The organism is Allochromatium tepidum (assembly GCF_018409545.1).
GTDB classification, from domain to species: Bacteria; Pseudomonadota; Gammaproteobacteria; order Chromatiales; family Chromatiaceae; genus Thermochromatium; species Thermochromatium tepidum_A.
On record NZ_AP024563.1, the window covers coordinates 2,794,082 to 2,812,874 of the forward strand.

Here is an 18,793-nt window from a genome sequence, read left to right on the forward strand (position 1 = left end):
TACAAGGCACGCATCTCAACCCTGGACGCGATTATCACGACATGACAGAGCTTCGAGAACGCGCCTCACGCATCCGGCTGGTCATCTTCGACGTCGATGGCGTGCTCACCGACGGCAGTCTCTTTCTCGGTGACGATGGCCAGGAGTACAAGGCGTTCAATTCGCGCGACGGTCACGGCATGGTCTTGCTCCAGGAGAGCGGCATCCGACTGGCCGTCATCACGGGGCGTACCTCGAACGTGGTCCAGATGCGCATGGAGAGCCTGGGTGTCTCGGACATCTTCCAGGGCTATCGTCACAAGCTCCCGGCCTACGAACAGCTCAAACAGCGCCATGGACTCACCGATGAGCAGATCGCCTATGTCGGCGACGACGTCATCGATCTGCCGGTGATGCGCCGGGTCGGGCTGGCGATCGCAGTCGCCGACGCCGATCCCAGGGTGCGCGATCTGGCCCACTGGCGCACCACGGTGCCCGGCGGACGCGGCGCGGCACGCGAGGTCTGCGAATTCATCCTCGACGCCCAGGGCCGGCTCGAACCCCTGCTGGCCTCCTACACATGACCCACTTCGCCGAGCGTCAGCATGGAGCACGCCGCCAGTGGCTGCTCGGGATCGGCTTCGTGCTCCTGGGACTCGGCGCCTGGTGGCAGCTTCGCTCCCTGCCCGAGGACGATGGCGTCCGCGCACCACGCGAGCGCCGACCCGACTATATCGTCCAGGGACTCTCGGCCCTGGAGACCGATGCCGGTGGTCAACCGAGCCGACGTCTGAGTGCCGAGCGGCTGCGCCACTATGCCGACGAGGATCTCTCCGAACTCGATGAGCCGCGCCTGGTGCTCTATCGCCCCGACGGGCCGCCTTGGTTCGCTCAGGCGCGCCTGGGCCAGATCCAGGCCGGCGGCGATCAGGTGCGTCTGACCGGCGCCGTTCGCTTCGACCGCGAGGCCGACGCCGCCAACCGCCCGATCCACCTGCAAACCGAGGCCATGGACATCTGGCGCCGGACCGGACTGGCCGAGACCGATCTGCCGGTGCGCATCGACAGCGATGGTGACTCGATCACCGCCAACGGGATGAAGCTCTGGTATCTGGAGGACGCCTCGCGCACCAGCTTCCACGGCCGCGCCCGCATCCGGCTCTCACCCGAATCCGAACCCGAACGCCGGCCGACACCATGAGGCGTCCCATGTTCTACAGTTTCTCCAAGTGGTCGCCGATCCTCGGCCTCCTGCTCGGCCTCGGTCTGATCACACCTGTCCGGGCACTCGAAGAGGACGCCAAGCAGCCGATCTACATCGAGGCCGACGAGGTCGAGGTGCGCGAGTCAGACAATACCAGCATCTATGTCGGCAACGTCCAGGTCGATCAGGGCAGCATGCAGCTACGCGCCGACCATGTGACCGTCTACCATCGTGCCGACCGTCAGCCGCGTCTGATCATTGCGCTCGGCCAACCGGCCAGCTACAAGCAGTTGCTCGACGACGACCAGGGCGAGGTCCGGGCCTTCGCCAAGCGCATGGAATTCGACGCCGACAAGGACGAGCTGGTGCTGATCGGCGAGGGCCTTCTGATCCAGGGCGAGGATCGGCTCACGGGCGAACGCATCCTCTACGACCGGGCCAAGGCGCGTTTCCGGGCCGGCGGCGCGGGCCGGGTCAAGATCACCATCACCCCGGACGAGTCATGAGCGGTCTGCGTGCCGAACACCTGATGAAGCGCTACGGCAGCCGCCAGGTGCTCCAGGACGTCAGCGTCCGGGTCGAGCCGGGCGAGGTCGTGGGCCTGCTCGGTCCCAACGGCGCCGGCAAGACGACCTGCTTCTATCTGATCGTCGGTCTGATCCACGCCGACCAGGGCCGCATCCTGCTCGACGGGCGCGACCTCACCCGCCTGCCCATGCACGCCCGGGCGCGCGCCGGACTGAGCTATCTGGCCCAGGAACCCTCGATCTTCCGCAAACTGAGCGCACGCGAGAACATCCTGGCCATCCTGGAGACGCGGCGCGACCTCAAGCGCTCCGAGCGCGAGGAGCGCGGCGAGCGTCTGCTGGAGGATCTGGGCATCGCCCATGTCGCCGACTCGCTCGCGCTCAGTCTCTCGGGCGGTGAACGCCGGCGGCTGGAGATCGCACGCGCCCTGGCGGTCGAACCCACGGTGATGCTGCTCGACGAACCCTTCGCCGGCGTCGACCCGATCGCGGTCGGCGACATCAAGTCGATCGTCACCCATCTGCGCGACCGCTCCATCGGCGTGCTCATCACCGACCACAATGTGCGCGAGACGCTCGCCATCTGCGACCGCGGCTACATCATCGGCAGCGGCAGCGTGATCGCCGCCGGTGAGCCTTCAGAGCTGCTGGCCAACCAGCGCGTGCGTGATGTCTATCTGGGTGCCGATTTTTCCATGTAGACTAGACTCAAATCACAGCCACCCTCATTGCCGAATCCCATCAGACGGACTACAGCCGGACGCCCACTCGATCGATGAAGCCATCCATTCAGCTTCGACTCAGTCAGCAACTCACCATGACGCCCCAGTTGCAGCAGGCGATCAAACTGCTGCAATTGTCGACGCTCGAGTTGCAGCACGAGATCCGGGAGGCGCTCGAAAGCAATCTGATGCTGGAGGAAGGCGAGGAATCCGAGCGGCTCGACGCCGGGGTGCTGGAGGACGCGCGCCTGCCCCGGCTCGACGACGACGGCTTCCGTTCCAGCGAGTCCGAGTCCGAATCGCCCCTGGAGCGCGAGGTACGCGCCGAGTCCAACGAGATGCCGGAGGAGCTGCCGGTCGACACTCAATGGGCCGACGTCTTCGACGGCTATCTGCCGCCGACGGCGCAGGGTTCGAGTGACGACGCCGACTACGACCCGCTGCTGCACCGCTCGCGTCCGCAGACGCTCTGGGATCATCTGACCTGGCAACTGAACCTCAGCCGCCTGAGCGAGCGCGACTTCATGATCGCCCAGGCCGTGATCGACGCCATCGATGCCGACGGCTATCTGCGCGCCGACGTCGAGGAGCTGGTGGCCACCATCGACGATCCGACGATCGGCGCCGATGAGGTCGAGACCCAGATCCATCGCGTCCAGTCGCTCGAGCCGGCCGGCGTCGGCGCGCGCGATCCGCGCGAGTGCCTGCTGATCCAATTGCGCCAACTGCCGCGCGAAACGCCCTGGCGCGATCTGGCCATCGCCGTGTGCGAGACCGGATTCGAGCATCTGCCGCGCGGCGACGTCGCCGCCCTCGCCCGCCTGCTCAAGGCGTCCGAGCGCGAGCTGACCCGCGCGCTCGATCTCATCCGCGGACTCAACCCGAAGCCGGGCCGCTTGATCCAGGAGACGCCCTCGGAGTACGTTGTCCCCGACATCTTCGTGCGCAAGAACGAGGGCCGCTGGCAGGTCGAATTGAACCCGGACATTACCCCCAGACTCAGAGTCAATGCCGACTACGCGCGCCTGGTGCGGCGTGCCGACCAGAGCGCCGACGGCCAGACGCTCAAGAGCCACTTACAGGAGGCGCGCTGGTTCATCAAGAGCCTGGCGAGCCGCAACGACACCTTGCTGCGCGTGGGGGCCAAGATCGTCGAGATGCAGCAGGACTTCCTCGAATACGGCGACGAGGGGATGCGCCCCATGGTGCTGCGCGACATCGCCGAGGCTCTGGAACTGCACGAATCGACCATCTCGCGGGTGACGACGCAGAAATACATGCATACACCACGAGGCACCTTCGAACTCAAATATTTCTTCTCGTCCCACGTCAACACCACTTCCGGCGGCGAATGCTCGTCGACGGCGATCCGCGCCCTGATCCGCAAGCTGATCGCGGGAGAATCCCCGCGCAAGCCACTCAGCGACAACAAGATCGCCGAGGAACTGGCGAATCAGGGCATCGACGTCGCGCGCCGAACAGTCGCCAAATACCGCGAGGCCATGGGTATCCCAGCCTCGAGTGAGCGCAAACGCCTGGCTTGACAGGCCGTTTGAACCTTAGTAAGGAGTCCAATGATGCAAATCAATCTGACGGGTCATCACATCGACGTCACCGATGCGCTGAAGTCCTATGTCGACAGCAAATTCGAGCGTCTGGCACGCCACTTCGACCACGTCATCAACGCCCATGTCGTCCTGAGCGTCGAGAAGCTCGAGCAGAAGGCCGAAGCCACGCTCCATGTCAACGGCGGCAAGGTCTTCGCCGACTCCGTGCACGAGGACATGTATGCGGCCATCGACGGCCTGATCGACAAGCTCGATCGTCAGATCATCCGCTACAAGGAGAAGAAGAGCAGCCATCGCGGCGGAGCCGTCAAGGTGGCCGAAGCCGAATGAACCCGGCCACTCCACGCCCTTGGAAGCCGTGTCTTCCGAGGTGATGGATGGAACGCCCGTCACACCTCGGAGGCCGGCCCCCCGCCGGCGTTCGAGGTGTCTTTCTATCGAGACGGCGACGGACGCCGGCCGCGCCCGTCCGCCCGAGGTACCCCAATCCATGACCAGCATCGAATGCCGGCGGCATCCTGGTTGGATCAGCCATCACCCCCTGGCCGCCTGCGGGCGCGCCGGCGGTTAGCAGGAGTTGGAGCCATGTTAGGCCCTGACCTGATCAACGAAGCCCGTATCGGATGCGGCCTCGAGATCGCCAGCAAGAAGCGGCTGCTCGAGACGCTGGCCGAGCTGCTCGCCGGCGACCATCCCCGACTCCAGCCCGAGACCGTCTTCGAGCATCTGCTCGAACGCGAGCGTCTGGGCAGTACCGGACTCGGCCACGGCATCGCCCTGCCCCACGCACGCATGAAGGACGTCGGCGAGGTGGTCGGCGCCTTCGTGCAGACCGTCAAGGGTGTCGATTACGACGCGGCCGACGGCGAGCCGGTCGACCTGGCCTTCGCGCTGCTCGTGCCCGAGGCGGCCAACGAGGAGCATCTGCGGCTGCTCGCGCACCTGGCCAGCCTGTTCAGCGATCCGAACATGCGTGCCCGACTGCGAGAATCCGGCTCGTGCGCCGAGATCCTGCGCGTCCTGAACGCCTACTAGGCCCATGCAGCCCGGTCGATTCACATGATCGACAGCCTCCAGAGCGTCGTCGTCCAGACCGGCGCCCAGCTCAAGCTGCGCTGGCTGACCCCGGAACCCCAGGCCCCTCGCCCGTTGCGCGGGGCGGATCCTGGGCAGTCGCTCATCGGCTCGCTCAATCTCATCCATCCCAATCGGCTCCAGGTCGTCGGTCCGCCCGAACAGGCCTATCTGGCGGCACTCGGGCGCACCGCCCGCGACGAGACGCTCGACAAGCTGTTCGCCGACCAGCCGGCGGCCATCATCCTGAGCGACGCCATCACCCCGAACGCGGATCTGCTGGAACGCGCCGGCGCCACCCGGACGCCGTTGCTCGGCTCCACGCTCGGCGACCAGGAGCTCATCAACCATCTGCGCTACTTCCTCACCCAGGCCCTGGCCGAGCGCAAGACCATCCACGGCGTCTTCATCGAGGTGCTGGGCATGGGGGTACTGCTGATCGGCGCACCGGCCGTCGGCAAGAGTGAGCTGGCGCTCGATCTCATCACGCGCGGCCACCGGCTGATCGCCGACGATGCACCGCGTTTCGCCCGCATCGCGCCCGAGGTGATCGAGGGGAGCTGCCCGGAGACGCTCAGGGACTTCCTGGAAGTGCGCGGACTTGGAATCCTCAACATCCGCGCCATGTTCGGCGAGGGAGCCGTTCTGCGCGACAAGACGCTCAATCTCGTCGTCGATCTCCAGCCGCTGGCCCAGCCCGAACTCGAATGCATCGACCGGCTCACAGGCAGTCTGTCGGCCATGAACGTGCTGGGCGTGGCCATCCCCAAGATCATCATGCCGGTGGCGCCCGGCCGCAATCTGGCGATCCTGGTGGAGGCCGCCGTCAGGCACCAGATCCTGCGCATCCGCGGCTATGACGCAGGCGTGGACTTCATCGACCGCCAGGCGCGCGCCATCCGTCTGGATCGGCCCGATCCCCCCGTCGCCAGAGACTGATCCCGAACCCGATCGCTCGACAGGAGGTACCTCCCATGCAACTGATCATCCTCAGCGGTCTGTCCGGCTCCGGCAAGAGCATCGCGCTCCACACGCTGGAGGACATGGGTTTCTACTGCATCGACAACCTGCCCTTCTTCCTGCTCCAGGATCTGGTGCTCGGGTTGCACGAGACGCTCGACGAGGCCTTCGGCAAGACGGCGGTCGGCATCGACGCGCGCGGCAATCCCGAGGCCTTGCGCCGGCTGCCCGATCTGGCGAGCGCGGCGCGCGAGCGCGGGATCGACTGTCGCGTGCTGTTCCTGGAGACCCAACTGGAGATCCTGATCCGGCGCTACAGCGAGACCCGGCGCCGCCATCCGCTCACCCACAGCGACCGCTCGCTGCGCGAGGCCATCCAGCTCGAACAGGAGTTCCTGGAGCCGGTGCGCAAGCGCGCCGATCTGGTGATCGACACCACCCAGACCAATGTGCATGAACTGCGCGACCAGGTGCGCGGCTGGCTGCTGGGCGGGGAGTCGCCCCGGATCTCGATCCTGCTCAAGTCCTTCGGTTTCAAGCATGGCGTGCCGCCCGACGTCGATTTCGTGCTCGACGTGCGCTGTCTGCCCAATCCGCACTGGGAGACCGAACTGCGGATGCTCACCGGGCTGGATCCGGAGGTCGCGCGCTTCCTGGAGTCCAGCCCCGAGGTGCTGAACATGCGCGCCGACATCCTCGCCTTCTTCGAGCGCTGGATCCCGCGTTTCGAGACCGACGGACGCAGTTATCTGACCATCGCCATCGGCTGCACCGGCGGTCAGCATCGCTCGGTCTACATGACCGAACGGCTCGGTGAGCGTCTGGAGTCGCTCGGCCACAAGGTCATCGTCCGTCATCGGGAACTGGCGTGAGCGTCGGCATCCTGCTCGTCACCCATCGCTCGCTCGGGAGGGATCTGCTGCGCATCGCCGGCGAGATCCTGGGCCGGGCGCCGGCCGGGGTCGCCTGCTGCGAGGTCGTCAACGACACCCCGCCCGATGAGATCCTCACCCGTTGCCGGCATCTGGCCGCGACCATCGATCAGGGCGAGGGCGTGCTGGTGCTGACCGATCTCTATGGCGCCACCCCGGCCAATGTCGCGCGCGCATTCGCCGACTCGCGCGCCCAGGTGCGCGTGGTCAGCGGCCTGAACCTGCCGATGCTGCTGCGAACCCTGAATTACGCCGCGCTCGACCTCGAGGGTCTGGCCGAGAAGGCCCTCAGCGGCGGTCGCGACGGCGTGCGCGGCGGCGACTGAGGCGCGCGCGATCCTAAGGCCCTCAGGCCCATTCGAACGCCTCCAAATGCGATTCAGGTACTACTCTTACTCAGAAGGATCACACCGGATGATTCGCCAAGAACTCGAGATCCGCAACAAACTCGGTCTGCACGCGCGGGCGGCCGCCAAACTGGTGCAGTGCGCCAATCGCTTCGAGAGCGAGGTCAGGGTCGAGCGCCGTGGCCAGAGCGTCAACGGCAAGAGCATCATGGGCGTCATGATGCTGGCCGCGAGCCAGGGCACCACGATCGCTGTCGAGGCCGCGGGCGCGGACGAACAGGAGGCCATGGCGGCCATCGAGCAACTCATACTGGACCGCTTCGGAGAACCAGAGTGACCCTCGCCTTCCAGGGCATCGGGATCGGCACCCCGAACTCGATCGCACTGGGTCCGGCCTTCGTCGACATCCGTGGACAGGGGGGCGTGACCCACGCACCGATCGGTGCCGACGAGATCCAGGACGAGATCGCCCGCTTCGATCTGGCGGTCGAGGCTGCGCGCGGCGCACTCAAGCGGGTGCATGCTCAGATCCCGCCGGACACGCCGATCGAGATCGTCGAGTTCATCGACACCCATCTGCTGATGCTGGAGGACACGGCGCTCATCGACGGCGTGCGCCATATCGTGGCCGAGCAGCTGTGCACCGCCGAATGGGCGCTGCAACGCCAGCGCGATACCCTGATCGCGGTCTTCGACCGCATGGACGATCCCTATCTGCGCACGCGCCGCGACGACATCGAGCACGTGGTGCGTCAGATCCAGATCTTCCTGCGCGGCGAGCCGAGTGAACCGGCGCTCGCGCCGCGGGATCTGGACGGCTATGTCGTGGTCGCGCGCGACCTGATGCCCGCCGATGCCATCCTGCTGCATCATCGCGGCGCCGTGGCCTTCGTGACCGAGTACGGCGGCCCCATGTCGCATACCGCGATCCTGGCGCGCAGTCTCGGCGTGCCGGCGGTCATGGGGCTGCACGACATCAGCCGCTATCTGCGCGCCGGGGAGCTGCTGATCGTCGACAGCGCCGGCGGCACGGTCATCGCCAACGCCGACGCACGAATCGTCGACGACTACCGCCGGCGACTGCGCGAGATCCGGGCGCGTCAGGGTCGTCTGCGCGCGCTCGTCGACCGCCCGACCCGCACGCGCGACGGTGTGGAGATCCGGCTCCAGGCCAATCTGGAGCTGGCCGAGGACGTCGAGCTGGCCAAGGCCAATGGGGCGCACGGAGTCGGACTCTATCGCACCGAGTTCCTCTACATGAACCGCACCGACCTGCCGGACGAAGAGGAACACTTGGCCGACTACAGCGCCATGCTGGCCGCACTCGACGGTCGGCCCATCACCATCCGCACGCTTGACCTCGGGGTCGACAAGCACAGCGAGGCCCTGGCCCGGCCCGGCTCGAACGTCAGCAATCCCGCGCTCGGACTGCGCGCCATCCGGCTCTGTCTGAAGGAACCCGAACTCTTCCGGCCCCAGGTGCGGGCCATCCTGCGCGCCTCGGCGCTCGGTCCGGTACGGCTGATGCTGCCGCTCGTCACCAGCGTCCACGAACTCGACCGCGCCCTGGCCATCATCGCCGAACTCAAGCGTCAGCTCGACCGCGACGGATTGGCCTATGACGACGCCATGCCGGTCGGCGCCATGATCGAGGTGCCGGCCGCCGCGCTCACCGCGCGCGCCATCGCGCGCCGGATGGATTTCCTGTCGATCGGAACCAATGATCTGATCCAGTACACCCTGGCCATCGACCGTCTCGACGACGCGGTCAACGATCTCTTCGACCCGGTCCATCCGGCCATCCTGCGCCTGATCCGGCTCACCATCGAGGCCGGGCACGCACTCGACGTCCCGGTCGGGATGTGCGGCGAGATGGCGGGCGATCCGCGCTTCACCCGTCTCCTGCTCGGGATGGGGCTGCGCGAGTTCAGCATGCAGCCCGGCGCCCTGCTCGACATCAAGGAGATCCTGCTGGAGTCCGATGTCGGCGAGCTGGAGCATCAGGTCACCCGGTTCCTCGCCCAGCTCGACGAGCACGACCCCGTCCATCTGCTCGCCGCCCTGAACGCCGGTTCCCTCTCGACCCCAGTGGTCAAGGGGTAGCCCAAGCCGTCCCGCTCACTCGAATCCGGCCGGTGCGGCCTGATGCCAGTGCGTCAGATGCTGATAGCGGTGCGCGACATTGAGCAGACGGGCCTCCTCGAAATAATTGCCGATGATCTGCAAGCCGACCGGCAGACCCTCGACGGGTTCGACCGGGATCGATATCCCCGGCAGTCCGGCGAGATTGGCGGCGATGGTGTAGATGTCGTTGAGATACATGGACACCGGATCGTCCAGCTTGGATCCGAGCGCGAAGGCCGTGGTCGGGCTGGTCGGCCCCATGATGACGTCGACCTGTTCGAAGGCGCGCTTGAAGTCGTCCGCGATCAGCCGGCGGATCTTCTGCGCCTTGAGATAGTAGGCGTCGTAATAGCCGGCCGAGAGCACATAGGTGCCGATCATGATGCGACGCTGGACCTCGGGGCCGAAGCCCTCGGCACGACTGCGCTCATAGAGGTCTTGCAGGTCTTTCGGATTGTCGCAGCGATGGCCGTAACGCACCCCGTCGAAGCGCGCCAGGTTCGACGAGCACTCGGCAGGCGCGACCACATAGTAGACAGGCACCGAGAGCGGGCTGTTGGGCAGACTGATCTCGACGATCTCGGCACCGAGCGACTCGTACTCCTTGATCGCCGCCATGACGGCATCGCCGATGCGCGGATCCAGTCCGGCCCCGAAGTATTCCTTCGGCAGACCGATGCGCAGGCCATGCAGATCGTCGTCGAGTGCGTCGACATAGTCCGGAACCTCGACGTCGGCACTGGTCGAGTCGCGCTCGTCGAAACCGGCCATCTCATCGAGGATGAAGGCCGCGTCCGCCGCCGAGCGCGCCATGACGCCGGCCTGATCGAGTGAGGAGGCGAAGGCGATCATGCCCCAGCGCGAGCAGCGTCCATAGGTCGGCTTGATGCCGGTGATGCCGCACAGTGCCGCCGGCTGTCGGATCGAACCGCCGGTGTCGCTCGCCGTGGCCGCCGCGCACAGTCGTGCGGCCACAGCCGCCGCCGAGCCGCCCGAGGAACCGCCCGGCACACGGGTCTCGTCCCAGGGATTCCTGACCGGACCATACCAGCTCGTCTCGTTGCTCGACCCCATGGCGAACTCGTCCATGTTGGTCTTGCCGAGCACCACGGCACCGGCGGCCGCCAGCCGCTCGACGATGGTCGCGTCATAGGGCGCGACGAAGCTGTCGAGCATCCGCGAACCGCAGCTGGTCCTGAGTCCCAGGGTGCAGAAGATGTCCTTGTGGGCGATCGGGATGCCGGTCAGCGGCCCGGCCTCGCCCGATCTGAGCGTCCGGTCGGCACGCTCGGCCGCCGCGAGCGCCGATTCGGCCGCCACAGTGATGAACGAATTCAGCGCCGGGTCGAGCCGCGCGATGCGTTCCAGATAATGCTGCGTCAACTCGACGCTGGAATAGGTCCGCAGCCGCAGATCGGCGGCCATTTGAGCGATCGATTTGTTCTGCATCAGTCGATGACCTTCGGAACCAGATAGAGTCCGCCCTCGGTCAGGGGGGCGATGGACTGGAAGCGTTCACGCTGGTTGAGTTCGGTAGGGACGTCCGGGCGCAGACGCTGGGCCATGTGCAGCGGATGGGCCATGGGCTCGACGCCCGAGGTGTCGACCGCGTCCATCTGGGCGACCAGGTCGAGGATGTTGCTGAGATCCGTGGCATAGCGCGCGCGCTGCTCGGGGGCGATGGCGAGCCGGGCCAGATGGGCGATCTTGTCGATGTCTGAAGAATCCAGTGACATGTTGAATCAGCCGTTGACGGTAAAATGGACGAAAATAGCACAAATGATCGTTCGGGCGGATGCCTCGGCGTCGGGTCTCCGTCCGTCCGGAGAGTCCGGCGCCTTGCCGATCCAGGCCCGCATTGTTAGATTAGCGCCCCAATCATCCAGGGATCCCGTTTCGGAACCGAGATCCAAGCCACTCATCTTCTGCGACGCCTCACCCACCTGGCGTTCTACCACCCGGAAGGTATCTTTACCGATGTTCTTCAGAAACATTCGCGGAATGTTCTCCAACGATTTGTCGATCGATCTGGGGACCGCCAATACGCTGATCTATGCCCGAGGCCGCGGCATTGTGCTCAACGAGCCCTCGGTCGTGGCCATCCGGCACGAGCGCCAGGGGGGTACCAAGACGGTGGTGGCGGTCGGCGAGGAGGCCAAGCAGATGCTCGGTCGCACGCCGCAGAACGTCACCGCGATCCGGCCGATGAAGGATGGCGTCATCGCCGACTTCACGGTCACCGAAAAGATGCTCCAGTACTTCATCCGCAAGGTGCACGAGACCAGCTTCCTGCGTCCCAGCCCGCGCGTGCTCATCTGCGTGCCCTGCGGCTCGACCCAGGTCGAGCGCCGTGCCATCAAGGAGTCCGCCGCCGGTGCCGGCGCGCGCGAGGTCTATCTGATCGAGGAACCGATCTCGGCGGCCATCGGCGCCGGTCTGTCCGTGCACGAGCCGCGCGGCTGCATGGTCATCGACATCGGCGGCGGCACGGCCGAGGTGGCGGTGATCTCGCTGAGCGGCATCGTCTATGCCGAGTCGGTGCGGGTCGGGGGCGACACCTTCGACGACGCCATCGTCAACTATGTGCGCCGCAACTACGGTACCCAGATCGGCGAGGCCACCGCCGAGCGCATCAAGCACAGCATCGGCTCGGCCTTCCCCGGCAACGAGGTGCTGGAGATCGACGTCAAGGGCCGCAGTCTGGCCGAGGGCGTGCCGCGCAGTTTCACGCTCAACAGCAACGAGATCCTCGAAGCCCTCCAGGAACCCCTGTCGATGGTGGTGCAGGCCGTCAAGATGGCCCTGGAGAAGACCCCTCCCGAGCTGGGCGCCGATGTCGCCGAGCGCGGCATCGTGCTGACCGGCGGCGGCTCCTTGCTGCGCGGTTTCGACCGACTGATCGAGGAGGAGACCGGACTGCCGGTGATCGTGGCCGAGGATCCGCTGACCTGCGTCGCCCGTGGCGGCGGCATCGTACTGGAAATGCTCGACACCCAGGAGAGCGTCTTGTTCGCGACCGAATGACACGACTCGGCTTTCAGCGACCAGCGTTCAACCGGAAGATCCCTCCGGCTGGAAGCCGTCCGCTGGAGGCTGAAAGCTGAGGTACTGCCGCCATCAAACCCCTGTTCAAACCAGGCCCATCACCCAATCTCCGCGTCGTTCTCGCCGTGGTGATGGCGCTCGGGTTGCTCGTGGCCGATCACCGTCAGCAGCAACTGGAGCTGCTGCGCACGGCGCTCTCGCTCGTGACCTATCCGCTGCAACTGGCCGCCGATCGCCCCAGTCAACTCTTCCGCGAGGCGCGCGAGCGGCTCGCCGGACAGGACGTGCTGCGCGACGAGAACAGCGAGCTGCACCGCGAGAACCTGCTGCTCAAGGCACGACTCCAGAAGTTCGAGGCCATGGAGGCCGAGAATGCGCGTCTGCGCGACCTGCTCGGCTCCTCGCTCGACGTCGGCGAGCGGGTGCTGATCGCCGAGATCATGGCCGTCGAACTGGCACCCTATCGTCAGCAGGTGATGCTCAACAAGGGTACCAACGCCGGGGTCTTCGTCGGTCAGCCGGTGCTCGACGCCAATGCCGTGATGGGGCAGGTCATCCGCGCCAATCCCTTCTCCTCGGTGGTGCTCCTGATCACGGACTCCGATCATGCCCTGCCGGTCGAGGTCAACCGCAACGGGCTGCGCACCATCGCCGCCGGCACCGGGCCGAATCATGACCTGGAGCTGCTCTACATCCCCAAGAACGCCGACATCCAGGTCGGCGACCTGCTGGTGACATCGGGCATGGACGGGCGTTTTCCGTCCGGCTATCCGGTGGCGCGCGTCAAGATCGTGCGCCAGGATCCGGATAATCCCTTCACCACGGTCATCGCCCAGCCCACGGCACGGCTCGACCGTAGCCGCGAGGTGCTGCTGGTCTGGAACCTGAGCGAGACATCGCGCTTGCAGGCCCTGACCGCCGAGGCCCTCAAGCCCAGGGACGTGACTCAATGAAGACCGTCAAGAAGCGCTCCGTCAAGAAGCCGTCCTACAGGCCGCGCCAACCCTTCTGGCCGGTCGCGCTCACCTTCACGCTGGCGCTGTATCTGACCATCCTGCCGATGCCGGATTGGCCCTGGGACTACCGCCCGCCCTGGACCGTGCTCGCCGTCCTCTTCTGGTGCTTCGCCGCGCCGCGCCGGGTCGGCATCCTGACGGCCTTCGTCGTCGGTCTGATGCTCGACGTGCTCACCGGCGCCCTGCTCGGACAGCACGCGCTGGCGCTCTCGGTCACGGCCTATCTGGCGCTCGTGCTGCGCCCGCGCATCCGCATCTTTCCACAGTGGCAGCAGACCTTCTTCGTGGCCCTGATCCTGCTGACCGAGCGACTGCTGACGCTCTGGATCATCGCCGCGACCGGCCAGACGATGCCGGCCCTGACCTACTGGATCTCGGCGCTGGTCGGTCTGGCCTTCTGGCCGATCATGGCCTGGCTGCTGGTGCCCTTCGAACGTCGCCTGGGGATGAGTTGAACGACATGCTCAAGAGCAGTCTGGAGGATCGCCGGCGCGAACAGCGCCTGGTCCGAACGCGCGTCATCGTCTCGGCCCTGTTCGTGATCCTGGGGCTGGGGCTGGTTCTGGCGCGCCTGCACCATCTGCAACTGGAGCTTCACGACCACTTCACGGTGCTGTCGACCGAGAACCGGGTCAAGATCCAGCCGGTACCGCCCAACCGCGGGCTGATCTTCGATACCAAGGGCGTGGTGCTCGCCGAGAATCATCCGTCCTTCTCGCTGGTGATCACGATCGAGAAGGTCGGGGATCTGAAGGCCACCATCGACGAACTCAAAAAGCTGATACCGATCGAGGATGGCGACCTGTCGCGTTTCGAGCGTCTCAAACGCCAGCGCATGCGTTTTCAGCCGGTCCCCATCCGCTTGAACCTGACGTCCGAAGAAGTAGCCCGCTTTGCCGTCGACGGTTATCGTTTCCCCGGCGTCGAGGTCCATGCCGAGCTGATCCGCACCTATCCCAAAGGCGAACTCACGGCCCATGTGCTCGGCTATGTCGGACGCATCAACGAAAAGGAACTGGCACGCATCGACAAGGGCAACTATGCCGGCACCAACTTCATCGGCAAGGGCGGCGTGGAACTGGCCCACGAGGACGTGCTGCACGGCAAGGTCGGCTATCAGCAGGTCGAGGTCAATGCGCGCGGACGCATCCTGCGCACGCTCGAGAGCACGCCGCCGGCACCGGGTCAGGATCTCTATCTCTATCTCGACATCGCGCTGCAACGGGCGGCCACCGAGGCGCTCGGCGAGAATCGCGGCTCGATCGTGGCCATCGATCCGCGCAGCGGCGGCGTGCTGGCCATGGTGAGCACACCGAGCTTCGACCCCAACCTCTTCGTCGAGGGGATCAGCCAGAGCAATTACGACGCCCTACTCCATTCGCCCGACAAACCGCTCTACAACCGCGCCATTCGCGGTCAGTATCCGCCCGGCTCCACGGTCAAGCCTTTCATCGGACTCGGCGGTCTGTCGCTGGGTTTCGTCACGCCGCGCAAGACGACCTTTTGTCCGGGTTACTTCTCGCTGCCGGGCCAGAAGCACCGCTTCCGCTGCTGGCGGCGCGGCGGACACGGCACGGTCGATCTGGAGCAGGCCATCGTGCAATCCTGCGATGTCTATTTCTACTGGCTGGCCAATCAGATGGGCGTCGACAAGCTGCACGCCTTCCTCTCGGAATTCGGTTTCGGTTCGCGAACCGGCGTCGATGTCTCGGGCGAGCTGCCCGGACTCCTGCCGTCGCGCGAATGGAAGGAGCGAGCACGTAAACAGCCCTGGTATCCGGGCGAGACGCTCATCATGGGCATCGGTCAGGGTTATTTCCTGGCCACGCCCATGCAACTGGCGGCGGCCACCGCCGCCCTGGCCAACAAGGGGCACTTCATCCAGCCGCGACTGGCCTATGCGCGACGTGTGCCGGGGGCCGACGTAGCGACGGTCTTCCCCACGGTCGCCCGCCAGATCCGGATCACCAATCCGGGCGATTGGGACATCGTCATCGAGGACATGGCCAAGGTCGTGGAGAGCCAGCGCGGAACGGCCAAGCGCATCCACTCCAACGACTACCGGATCGCCGGCAAGACCGGCACCTCGCAGGTCTTCACCATCGGCCAGAAGGAGCGCTACGACGCCTCCAAGATCTCGGAGCGTCTGCGCGATCACGCGCTCTTCGTCGCCTTCGCACCGGTCGAGGATCCACGTATCGCCGTGGCGGTGATGGTGGAGAACGGCGGTTCGGGTAGCGGGACCGCCGCGCCGATCGCACGCCGGGTCATCGATGCCTATCTCGGCGGCACGCCGCTGCCGGACGAATCGAGGGAGACGCCGGATGGCGACTGATCCGCTGTCCTCACGGGCGAACTGGGAGGTCGACGCGCCCGAGGGCGGCCGGCTGCGCCGGCTGCATATCGATGCGCCGCTCATGACCGGACTGCTGGCGCTCTGCGGCTTCGGCCTGGTGGTGCTCTACAGCGCCGGTGAACGCGAGCTGGTGATGGTCGAGCGCCAGCTCCTGCGTCTGGGCATCGCCTTCGGCATCATGCTGGCCATCGCCCAAGCGCACCCCAACCAGTTCAAGCGCTGGTCGCTGGGGCTCTATGGGCTGGGTATGCTGATGCTGGTGGCCGTGCTCCTGATCGGCGACATCAGCAAGGGTGCGCAACGCTGGCTCGATTTCGGCGTGGTGCGCTTCCAGCCCTCGGAGCTGCTCAAGCTCGCCGTGCCCATGACCGTGGCCTGGGTGCTGGCGCTGCGTCCGCTGCCGCCGCGTCTGCCGGGGGTCCTGCTGGCGGCCGTTCTGATCCTGATCCCGGTCGCACTGATCGCCAAGCAACCGGACCTGGGCACCTCGCTGCTGGTCCTGAGCGCGGGCGTCATGGTGCTCTTCATCGCCGGGCTGAGCTGGCGGATGATCATCGGGCTGGCGGCTCTGGCCGCCGCCGTGGCGCCGCTGGTCTGGATGCACATGCACGACTATCAGCGCACCCGCGTCATGACCCTGCTCGATCCGCAGTCCGACCCGCTGGGCAGCGGCTATCACATCATCCAGTCGCAGATCGCCATCGGCTCGGGCGGCCTCTCGGGCAAGGGCTGGCTCAACGGCACCCAGTCGCACCTGGAGTTCCTGCCCGAGCGCCACACGGATTTCATCTTCGCCGTGATCGGCGAGGAGTTCGGCTTCACCGGCATTCTGGCGCTGATGGCGCTCTATCTGTTCATCATCGGGCGCGGACTCATGATCGCCGCGCGCGCCCAGGACAACTACGAGCGCCTGCTCGCCGGCGGCCTGACGCTGGTGTTCTTCGTCTATCTGTTCGTCAACACCGGCATGGTCAGCGGACTGTTGCCCGTGGTCGGCGTGCCCCTGCCCCTGATCAGCTATGGCGGCACCTCGATGGTGACACTCATGGCCGGTTTCGGGATACTGATGTCGATCGAGACCCACCGTGCCAGGAAATGAGTCGGATCATGCGTGACACCACCCTCCCACCACTCATCGTCATCCTGCTGCTCGCACTGACCGGCTGCGCCAGTCGCGGCGAACTCGACGATGAGGCCATCGCCCGCATCCCGGATGCCGTGCCCAAGGTCGAGCCGTTGGCCAAGTCGGGCAATCCAGAGTCCTATGTGGTCTTCGGTCGGCGCTATTACACCAAGAAGTCCGCGCACGGCCATGTCGAGCGCGGACTGGCCTCCTGGTATGGCCGTCCCTTCCACGGGCGCAAGACCAGCTCGGGCGAGACCTATGACATGTACGCCATGAGCGCGGCACACAAGACGCTGCCGTTGCCGACCTATGCGCGCGTCACCAATCTCGAAAACGGTCGCCGTGTCGTGGTGCGGATCAATGATCGCGGTCCCTTTCACGACGGTCGCGTCATCGATCTCTCCTACACGGCCGCCGTCAAGCTCGGAATGAAGCGCCAGGGCACGGCGCGAGTGGAAGTCCAGGCGATCGATCCCAGACGCCGTTTCTGGAGCTTCCTGCCTTTCCTGGCTGACCACTCCGAGGCCGAGAGCGACACCGGCCGCCCGACCCGCGCTTCGGCTTCGCTACAAAACTGAAACACTGTGCCATTTTTGCGATTTGAAGGGTAAAATGTGCCACAATCTCTATCTCGCGACCTCCGCGTCCCCGGATCTCCCATGAATTCAGCCATCAAGCGCCTGCTCCCGTGGTTCCTGCTGCTGCTCACCCTTGGCCTGCCCGTCGGCGCCCAGCCGACGACGCCCGCCCCACCCGAGCTGGACGCCAAGGGCTATCTGCTCGTCGACTTCCATACGGGCAAGACCCTGGCCGAACTCAACGCCGACGAGCGGCTCGAGCCGGCGAGTCTGACCAAGATCATGACCGCCTACACGGTGTTCCGCGAACTGGCCTCCGAGCGCATCAAACTCACCGATCAGGTGCTGGTCAGCGAGCGGGCCTGGCGCACCGGCGGCTCCAAGATGTTCATCGAGGTCGGCAAGCAGGTCAGCCTGGAGGATCTGCTCAAGGGTATGATCATCCAGTCGGGCAACGATGCCAGCGTGGCCCTGGCCGAATACGTCTCGGGCAACGTCGAGTCCTTCGCCAATCTCATGAACGCCCACGCCAAGCGGCTCGGCATGACCAACAGCCATTTCACCAACCCCAATGGCCTGCCGGACCCCGAGCTCTATACGACCGCGCGCGACATAGCGCGGGTCGCCGTGGCCCTGATCCGCGAGTTTCCGGAATACTATGCCTGGTACTCCAACCTGGAGTTCACCTACAACGGCATCACCCAGCAGAATCGCAACCCGCTGCTCAGACGCGACCCCACGGCCGACGGCATCAAGACCGGCTACACCAAGGCGGCCGGTTACTGTCTGGTCGGATCGGCCAAGCGCGACGACATGCGTCTGATCTCGGTCGTGATGGGTTCACCCAGCCCCAAGGCGCGTGCCGAGGCCAGTCTGGCCCTGCTCAACTACGGCTTCCGCACCTACGAGAGCCACAAGCTCTATCCCGTCGGTCAACCGATCCAGAATCTGCGCGTCTGGTTCGGCGAACAGGAGACACTGCCGGCGGGTCCGGAGCGTGACGTGGTCGCCACCGTCCCGCGCGGTCAGTACGACAAGCTCAGCGCCCGGATCGAGAAGACCTCCGAGCTGAATGCCCCCATCGCTCAGGGGGAGCGGCTCGGCGACGTGGTGGTCTCGATGGGCGAGGAAGAGATCACGCGCATTCCGCTCGTCGCGCTCCAGGATCTGCCCAAGGGCGGTCTCTGGCGTCAGGCCAAGGACAGCGTGTTGCGGATGTTCTGATGGGCGGTCGA

Annotated in this window: 21 protein-coding genes and 1 pseudogene; 19 read left to right on the forward strand and 3 right to left on the reverse strand. The window is 65.8% G+C overall.

Going from position 1 to position 18,793, the window contains the following annotated elements; all coding sequences use genetic code 11:
• The first annotated feature begins 41 nt into the window (after positions 1 to 41).
• The 12 genes from kdsC to ptsP all read left to right on the forward strand — a co-directional run bounded on the left by kdsC (position 42) and on the right by ptsP (position 9,416).
• The gene (kdsC, locus tag Atep_RS13425; protein WP_213378975.1) at positions 42 to 563 is read left to right on the forward strand and encodes a 3-deoxy-manno-octulosonate-8-phosphatase KdsC; all 522 of its coding nucleotides are present in this window, start codon (positions 42 to 44) and stop codon (positions 561 to 563) included.
• Positions 560 to 1,180 carry an LPS export ABC transporter periplasmic protein LptC gene (gene lptC, locus Atep_RS13430; RefSeq protein WP_213378976.1) on the forward strand — a complete coding sequence of 207 codons (621 nt, stop codon included), beginning with the start codon at positions 560 to 562 and terminating at the stop codon, positions 1,178 to 1,180. Before kdsC ends, lptC begins: the two co-directional genes overlap by 4 nt.
• A gap of 8 nt (positions 1,181 to 1,188) precedes the next feature.
• The gene (gene lptA / locus Atep_RS13435; RefSeq protein ID WP_213378977.1) at positions 1,189 to 1,689 is read left to right on the forward strand and encodes a lipopolysaccharide transport periplasmic protein LptA; all 501 of its coding nucleotides are present in this window, start codon (positions 1,189 to 1,191) and stop codon (positions 1,687 to 1,689) included.
• Complete coding sequence (gene lptB / locus Atep_RS13440) at positions 1,686 to 2,411, forward strand: LPS export ABC transporter ATP-binding protein (RefSeq protein WP_213378978.1); 726 nt, start codon at positions 1,686 to 1,688, stop codon at positions 2,409 to 2,411. The genes lptA and lptB overlap by 4 nt, the downstream gene beginning before the upstream one ends.
• Before the next feature lie 74 nt (positions 2,412 to 2,485).
• Positions 2,486 to 3,976: an RNA polymerase factor sigma-54 gene (locus tag Atep_RS13445; protein WP_213378979.1), complete on the forward strand. Its 1,491-nt coding sequence runs from the start codon at positions 2,486 to 2,488 to the stop codon at positions 3,974 to 3,976.
• Positions 3,977 to 4,009: 33 nt separating this feature from the next.
• Complete coding sequence (gene hpf, locus Atep_RS13450) at positions 4,010 to 4,330, forward strand: ribosome hibernation-promoting factor, HPF/YfiA family (RefSeq protein WP_213378980.1); 321 nt, start codon at positions 4,010 to 4,012, stop codon at positions 4,328 to 4,330.
• A 255-nt stretch (positions 4,331 to 4,585) separates the two neighbouring features.
• On the forward strand, positions 4,586 to 5,035 hold the full coding sequence (locus Atep_RS13455) for a PTS sugar transporter subunit IIA (RefSeq protein ID WP_213378981.1): 450 nt from the start codon (positions 4,586 to 4,588) through the stop codon (positions 5,033 to 5,035).
• A 24-nt stretch (positions 5,036 to 5,059) separates the two neighbouring features.
• A complete protein-coding gene (hprK, locus tag Atep_RS13460; protein ID WP_213378982.1) occupies positions 5,060 to 6,013 on the forward strand; it encodes an HPr(Ser) kinase/phosphatase in 954 nt (317 codons plus the stop codon).
• 35 nt (positions 6,014 to 6,048) lie between these two features.
• Positions 6,049 to 6,906 (forward strand): RNase adapter RapZ, encoded by an 858-nt coding sequence (gene rapZ, locus Atep_RS13465; RefSeq protein ID WP_213378983.1) that lies wholly within the window; start codon positions 6,049 to 6,051, stop codon positions 6,904 to 6,906.
• Positions 6,903 to 7,292: a PTS sugar transporter subunit IIA gene (locus tag Atep_RS13470; protein WP_213378984.1), complete on the forward strand. Its 390-nt coding sequence runs from the start codon at positions 6,903 to 6,905 to the stop codon at positions 7,290 to 7,292. The genes rapZ and Atep_RS13470 overlap by 4 nt, the downstream gene beginning before the upstream one ends.
• An 88-nt stretch (positions 7,293 to 7,380) precedes the next feature.
• Entirely contained in the window at positions 7,381 to 7,650 is a 270-nt protein-coding gene (locus tag Atep_RS13475; protein WP_213378985.1) for an HPr family phosphocarrier protein, read from the forward strand.
• Positions 7,647 to 9,416 carry a phosphoenolpyruvate--protein phosphotransferase gene (ptsP, locus tag Atep_RS13480; RefSeq protein ID WP_213378986.1) on the forward strand — a complete coding sequence of 590 codons (1,770 nt, stop codon included), beginning with the start codon at positions 7,647 to 7,649 and terminating at the stop codon, positions 9,414 to 9,416. Before Atep_RS13475 ends, ptsP begins: the two co-directional genes overlap by 4 nt.
• Before the next feature lie 15 nt (positions 9,417 to 9,431).
• Here the strand turns inward: ptsP and gatA are convergent, their stop codons facing one another.
• Genes gatA through Atep_RS13495 form a run of 3 tightly spaced genes read right to left on the reverse strand, consistent with a single transcriptional unit; the run spans position 9,432 to position 11,431 of the window.
• Entirely contained in the window at positions 9,432 to 10,886 is a 1,455-nt protein-coding gene (gene gatA / locus Atep_RS13485; RefSeq protein ID WP_213378987.1) for an Asp-tRNA(Asn)/Glu-tRNA(Gln) amidotransferase subunit GatA, read from the reverse strand.
• Positions 10,886 to 11,173, reverse strand: coding sequence for an Asp-tRNA(Asn)/Glu-tRNA(Gln) amidotransferase subunit GatC (gene gatC / locus Atep_RS13490; RefSeq protein ID WP_213378988.1), 288 nt, complete (start codon positions 11,171 to 11,173; stop codon positions 10,886 to 10,888). Before gatC ends, gatA begins: the two co-directional genes overlap by 1 nt.
• A gap of 6 nt (positions 11,174 to 11,179) precedes the next feature.
• Positions 11,180 to 11,431: a hypothetical protein gene (locus tag Atep_RS13495; protein WP_213378989.1), complete on the reverse strand. Its 252-nt coding sequence runs from the start codon at positions 11,429 to 11,431 to the stop codon at positions 11,180 to 11,182.
• Between Atep_RS13495 and Atep_RS13500 the strand changes: the two genes are divergently transcribed.
• From Atep_RS13500 to Atep_RS13530, 7 genes and pseudogenes are all read left to right on the forward strand, one after another.
• The gene (locus tag Atep_RS13500; protein WP_213378990.1) at positions 11,415 to 12,461 is read left to right on the forward strand and encodes a rod shape-determining protein; all 1,047 of its coding nucleotides are present in this window, start codon (positions 11,415 to 11,417) and stop codon (positions 12,459 to 12,461) included. The genes Atep_RS13495 and Atep_RS13500 overlap by 17 nt on opposite strands.
• A 101-nt stretch (positions 12,462 to 12,562) precedes the next feature.
• Positions 12,563 to 13,435 carry a rod shape-determining protein MreC gene (mreC, locus tag Atep_RS13505; protein WP_272876321.1) on the forward strand — a complete coding sequence of 291 codons (873 nt, stop codon included), beginning with the start codon at positions 12,563 to 12,565 and terminating at the stop codon, positions 13,433 to 13,435.
• Positions 13,432 to 13,953 (forward strand): rod shape-determining protein MreD, encoded by a 522-nt coding sequence (mreD, locus tag Atep_RS13510; protein ID WP_213378991.1) that lies wholly within the window; start codon positions 13,432 to 13,434, stop codon positions 13,951 to 13,953. Before mreC ends, mreD begins: the two co-directional genes overlap by 4 nt.
• 5 nt (positions 13,954 to 13,958) lie before the next feature.
• Positions 13,959 to 15,833 carry a penicillin-binding protein 2 gene (gene mrdA, locus Atep_RS13515; protein ID WP_213378992.1) on the forward strand — a complete coding sequence of 625 codons (1,875 nt, stop codon included), beginning with the start codon at positions 13,959 to 13,961 and terminating at the stop codon, positions 15,831 to 15,833.
• The gene (gene rodA, locus Atep_RS13520; RefSeq protein WP_213378993.1) at positions 15,823 to 16,953 is read left to right on the forward strand and encodes a rod shape-determining protein RodA; all 1,131 of its coding nucleotides are present in this window, start codon (positions 15,823 to 15,825) and stop codon (positions 16,951 to 16,953) included. The genes mrdA and rodA overlap by 11 nt, the downstream gene beginning before the upstream one ends.
• A pseudogene (locus Atep_RS13525) lies at positions 16,950 to 17,459 on the forward strand (septal ring lytic transglycosylase RlpA family protein); the annotation flags it as partial. The gene rodA and the pseudogene Atep_RS13525, both read left to right, overlap by 4 nt.
• A gap of 180 nt (positions 17,460 to 17,639) precedes the next feature.
• Positions 17,640 to 18,782: a D-alanyl-D-alanine carboxypeptidase family protein gene (locus Atep_RS13530; protein ID WP_213378995.1), complete on the forward strand. Its 1,143-nt coding sequence runs from the start codon at positions 17,640 to 17,642 to the stop codon at positions 18,780 to 18,782.
• Positions 18,783 to 18,793 lie beyond the last annotated feature (11 nt).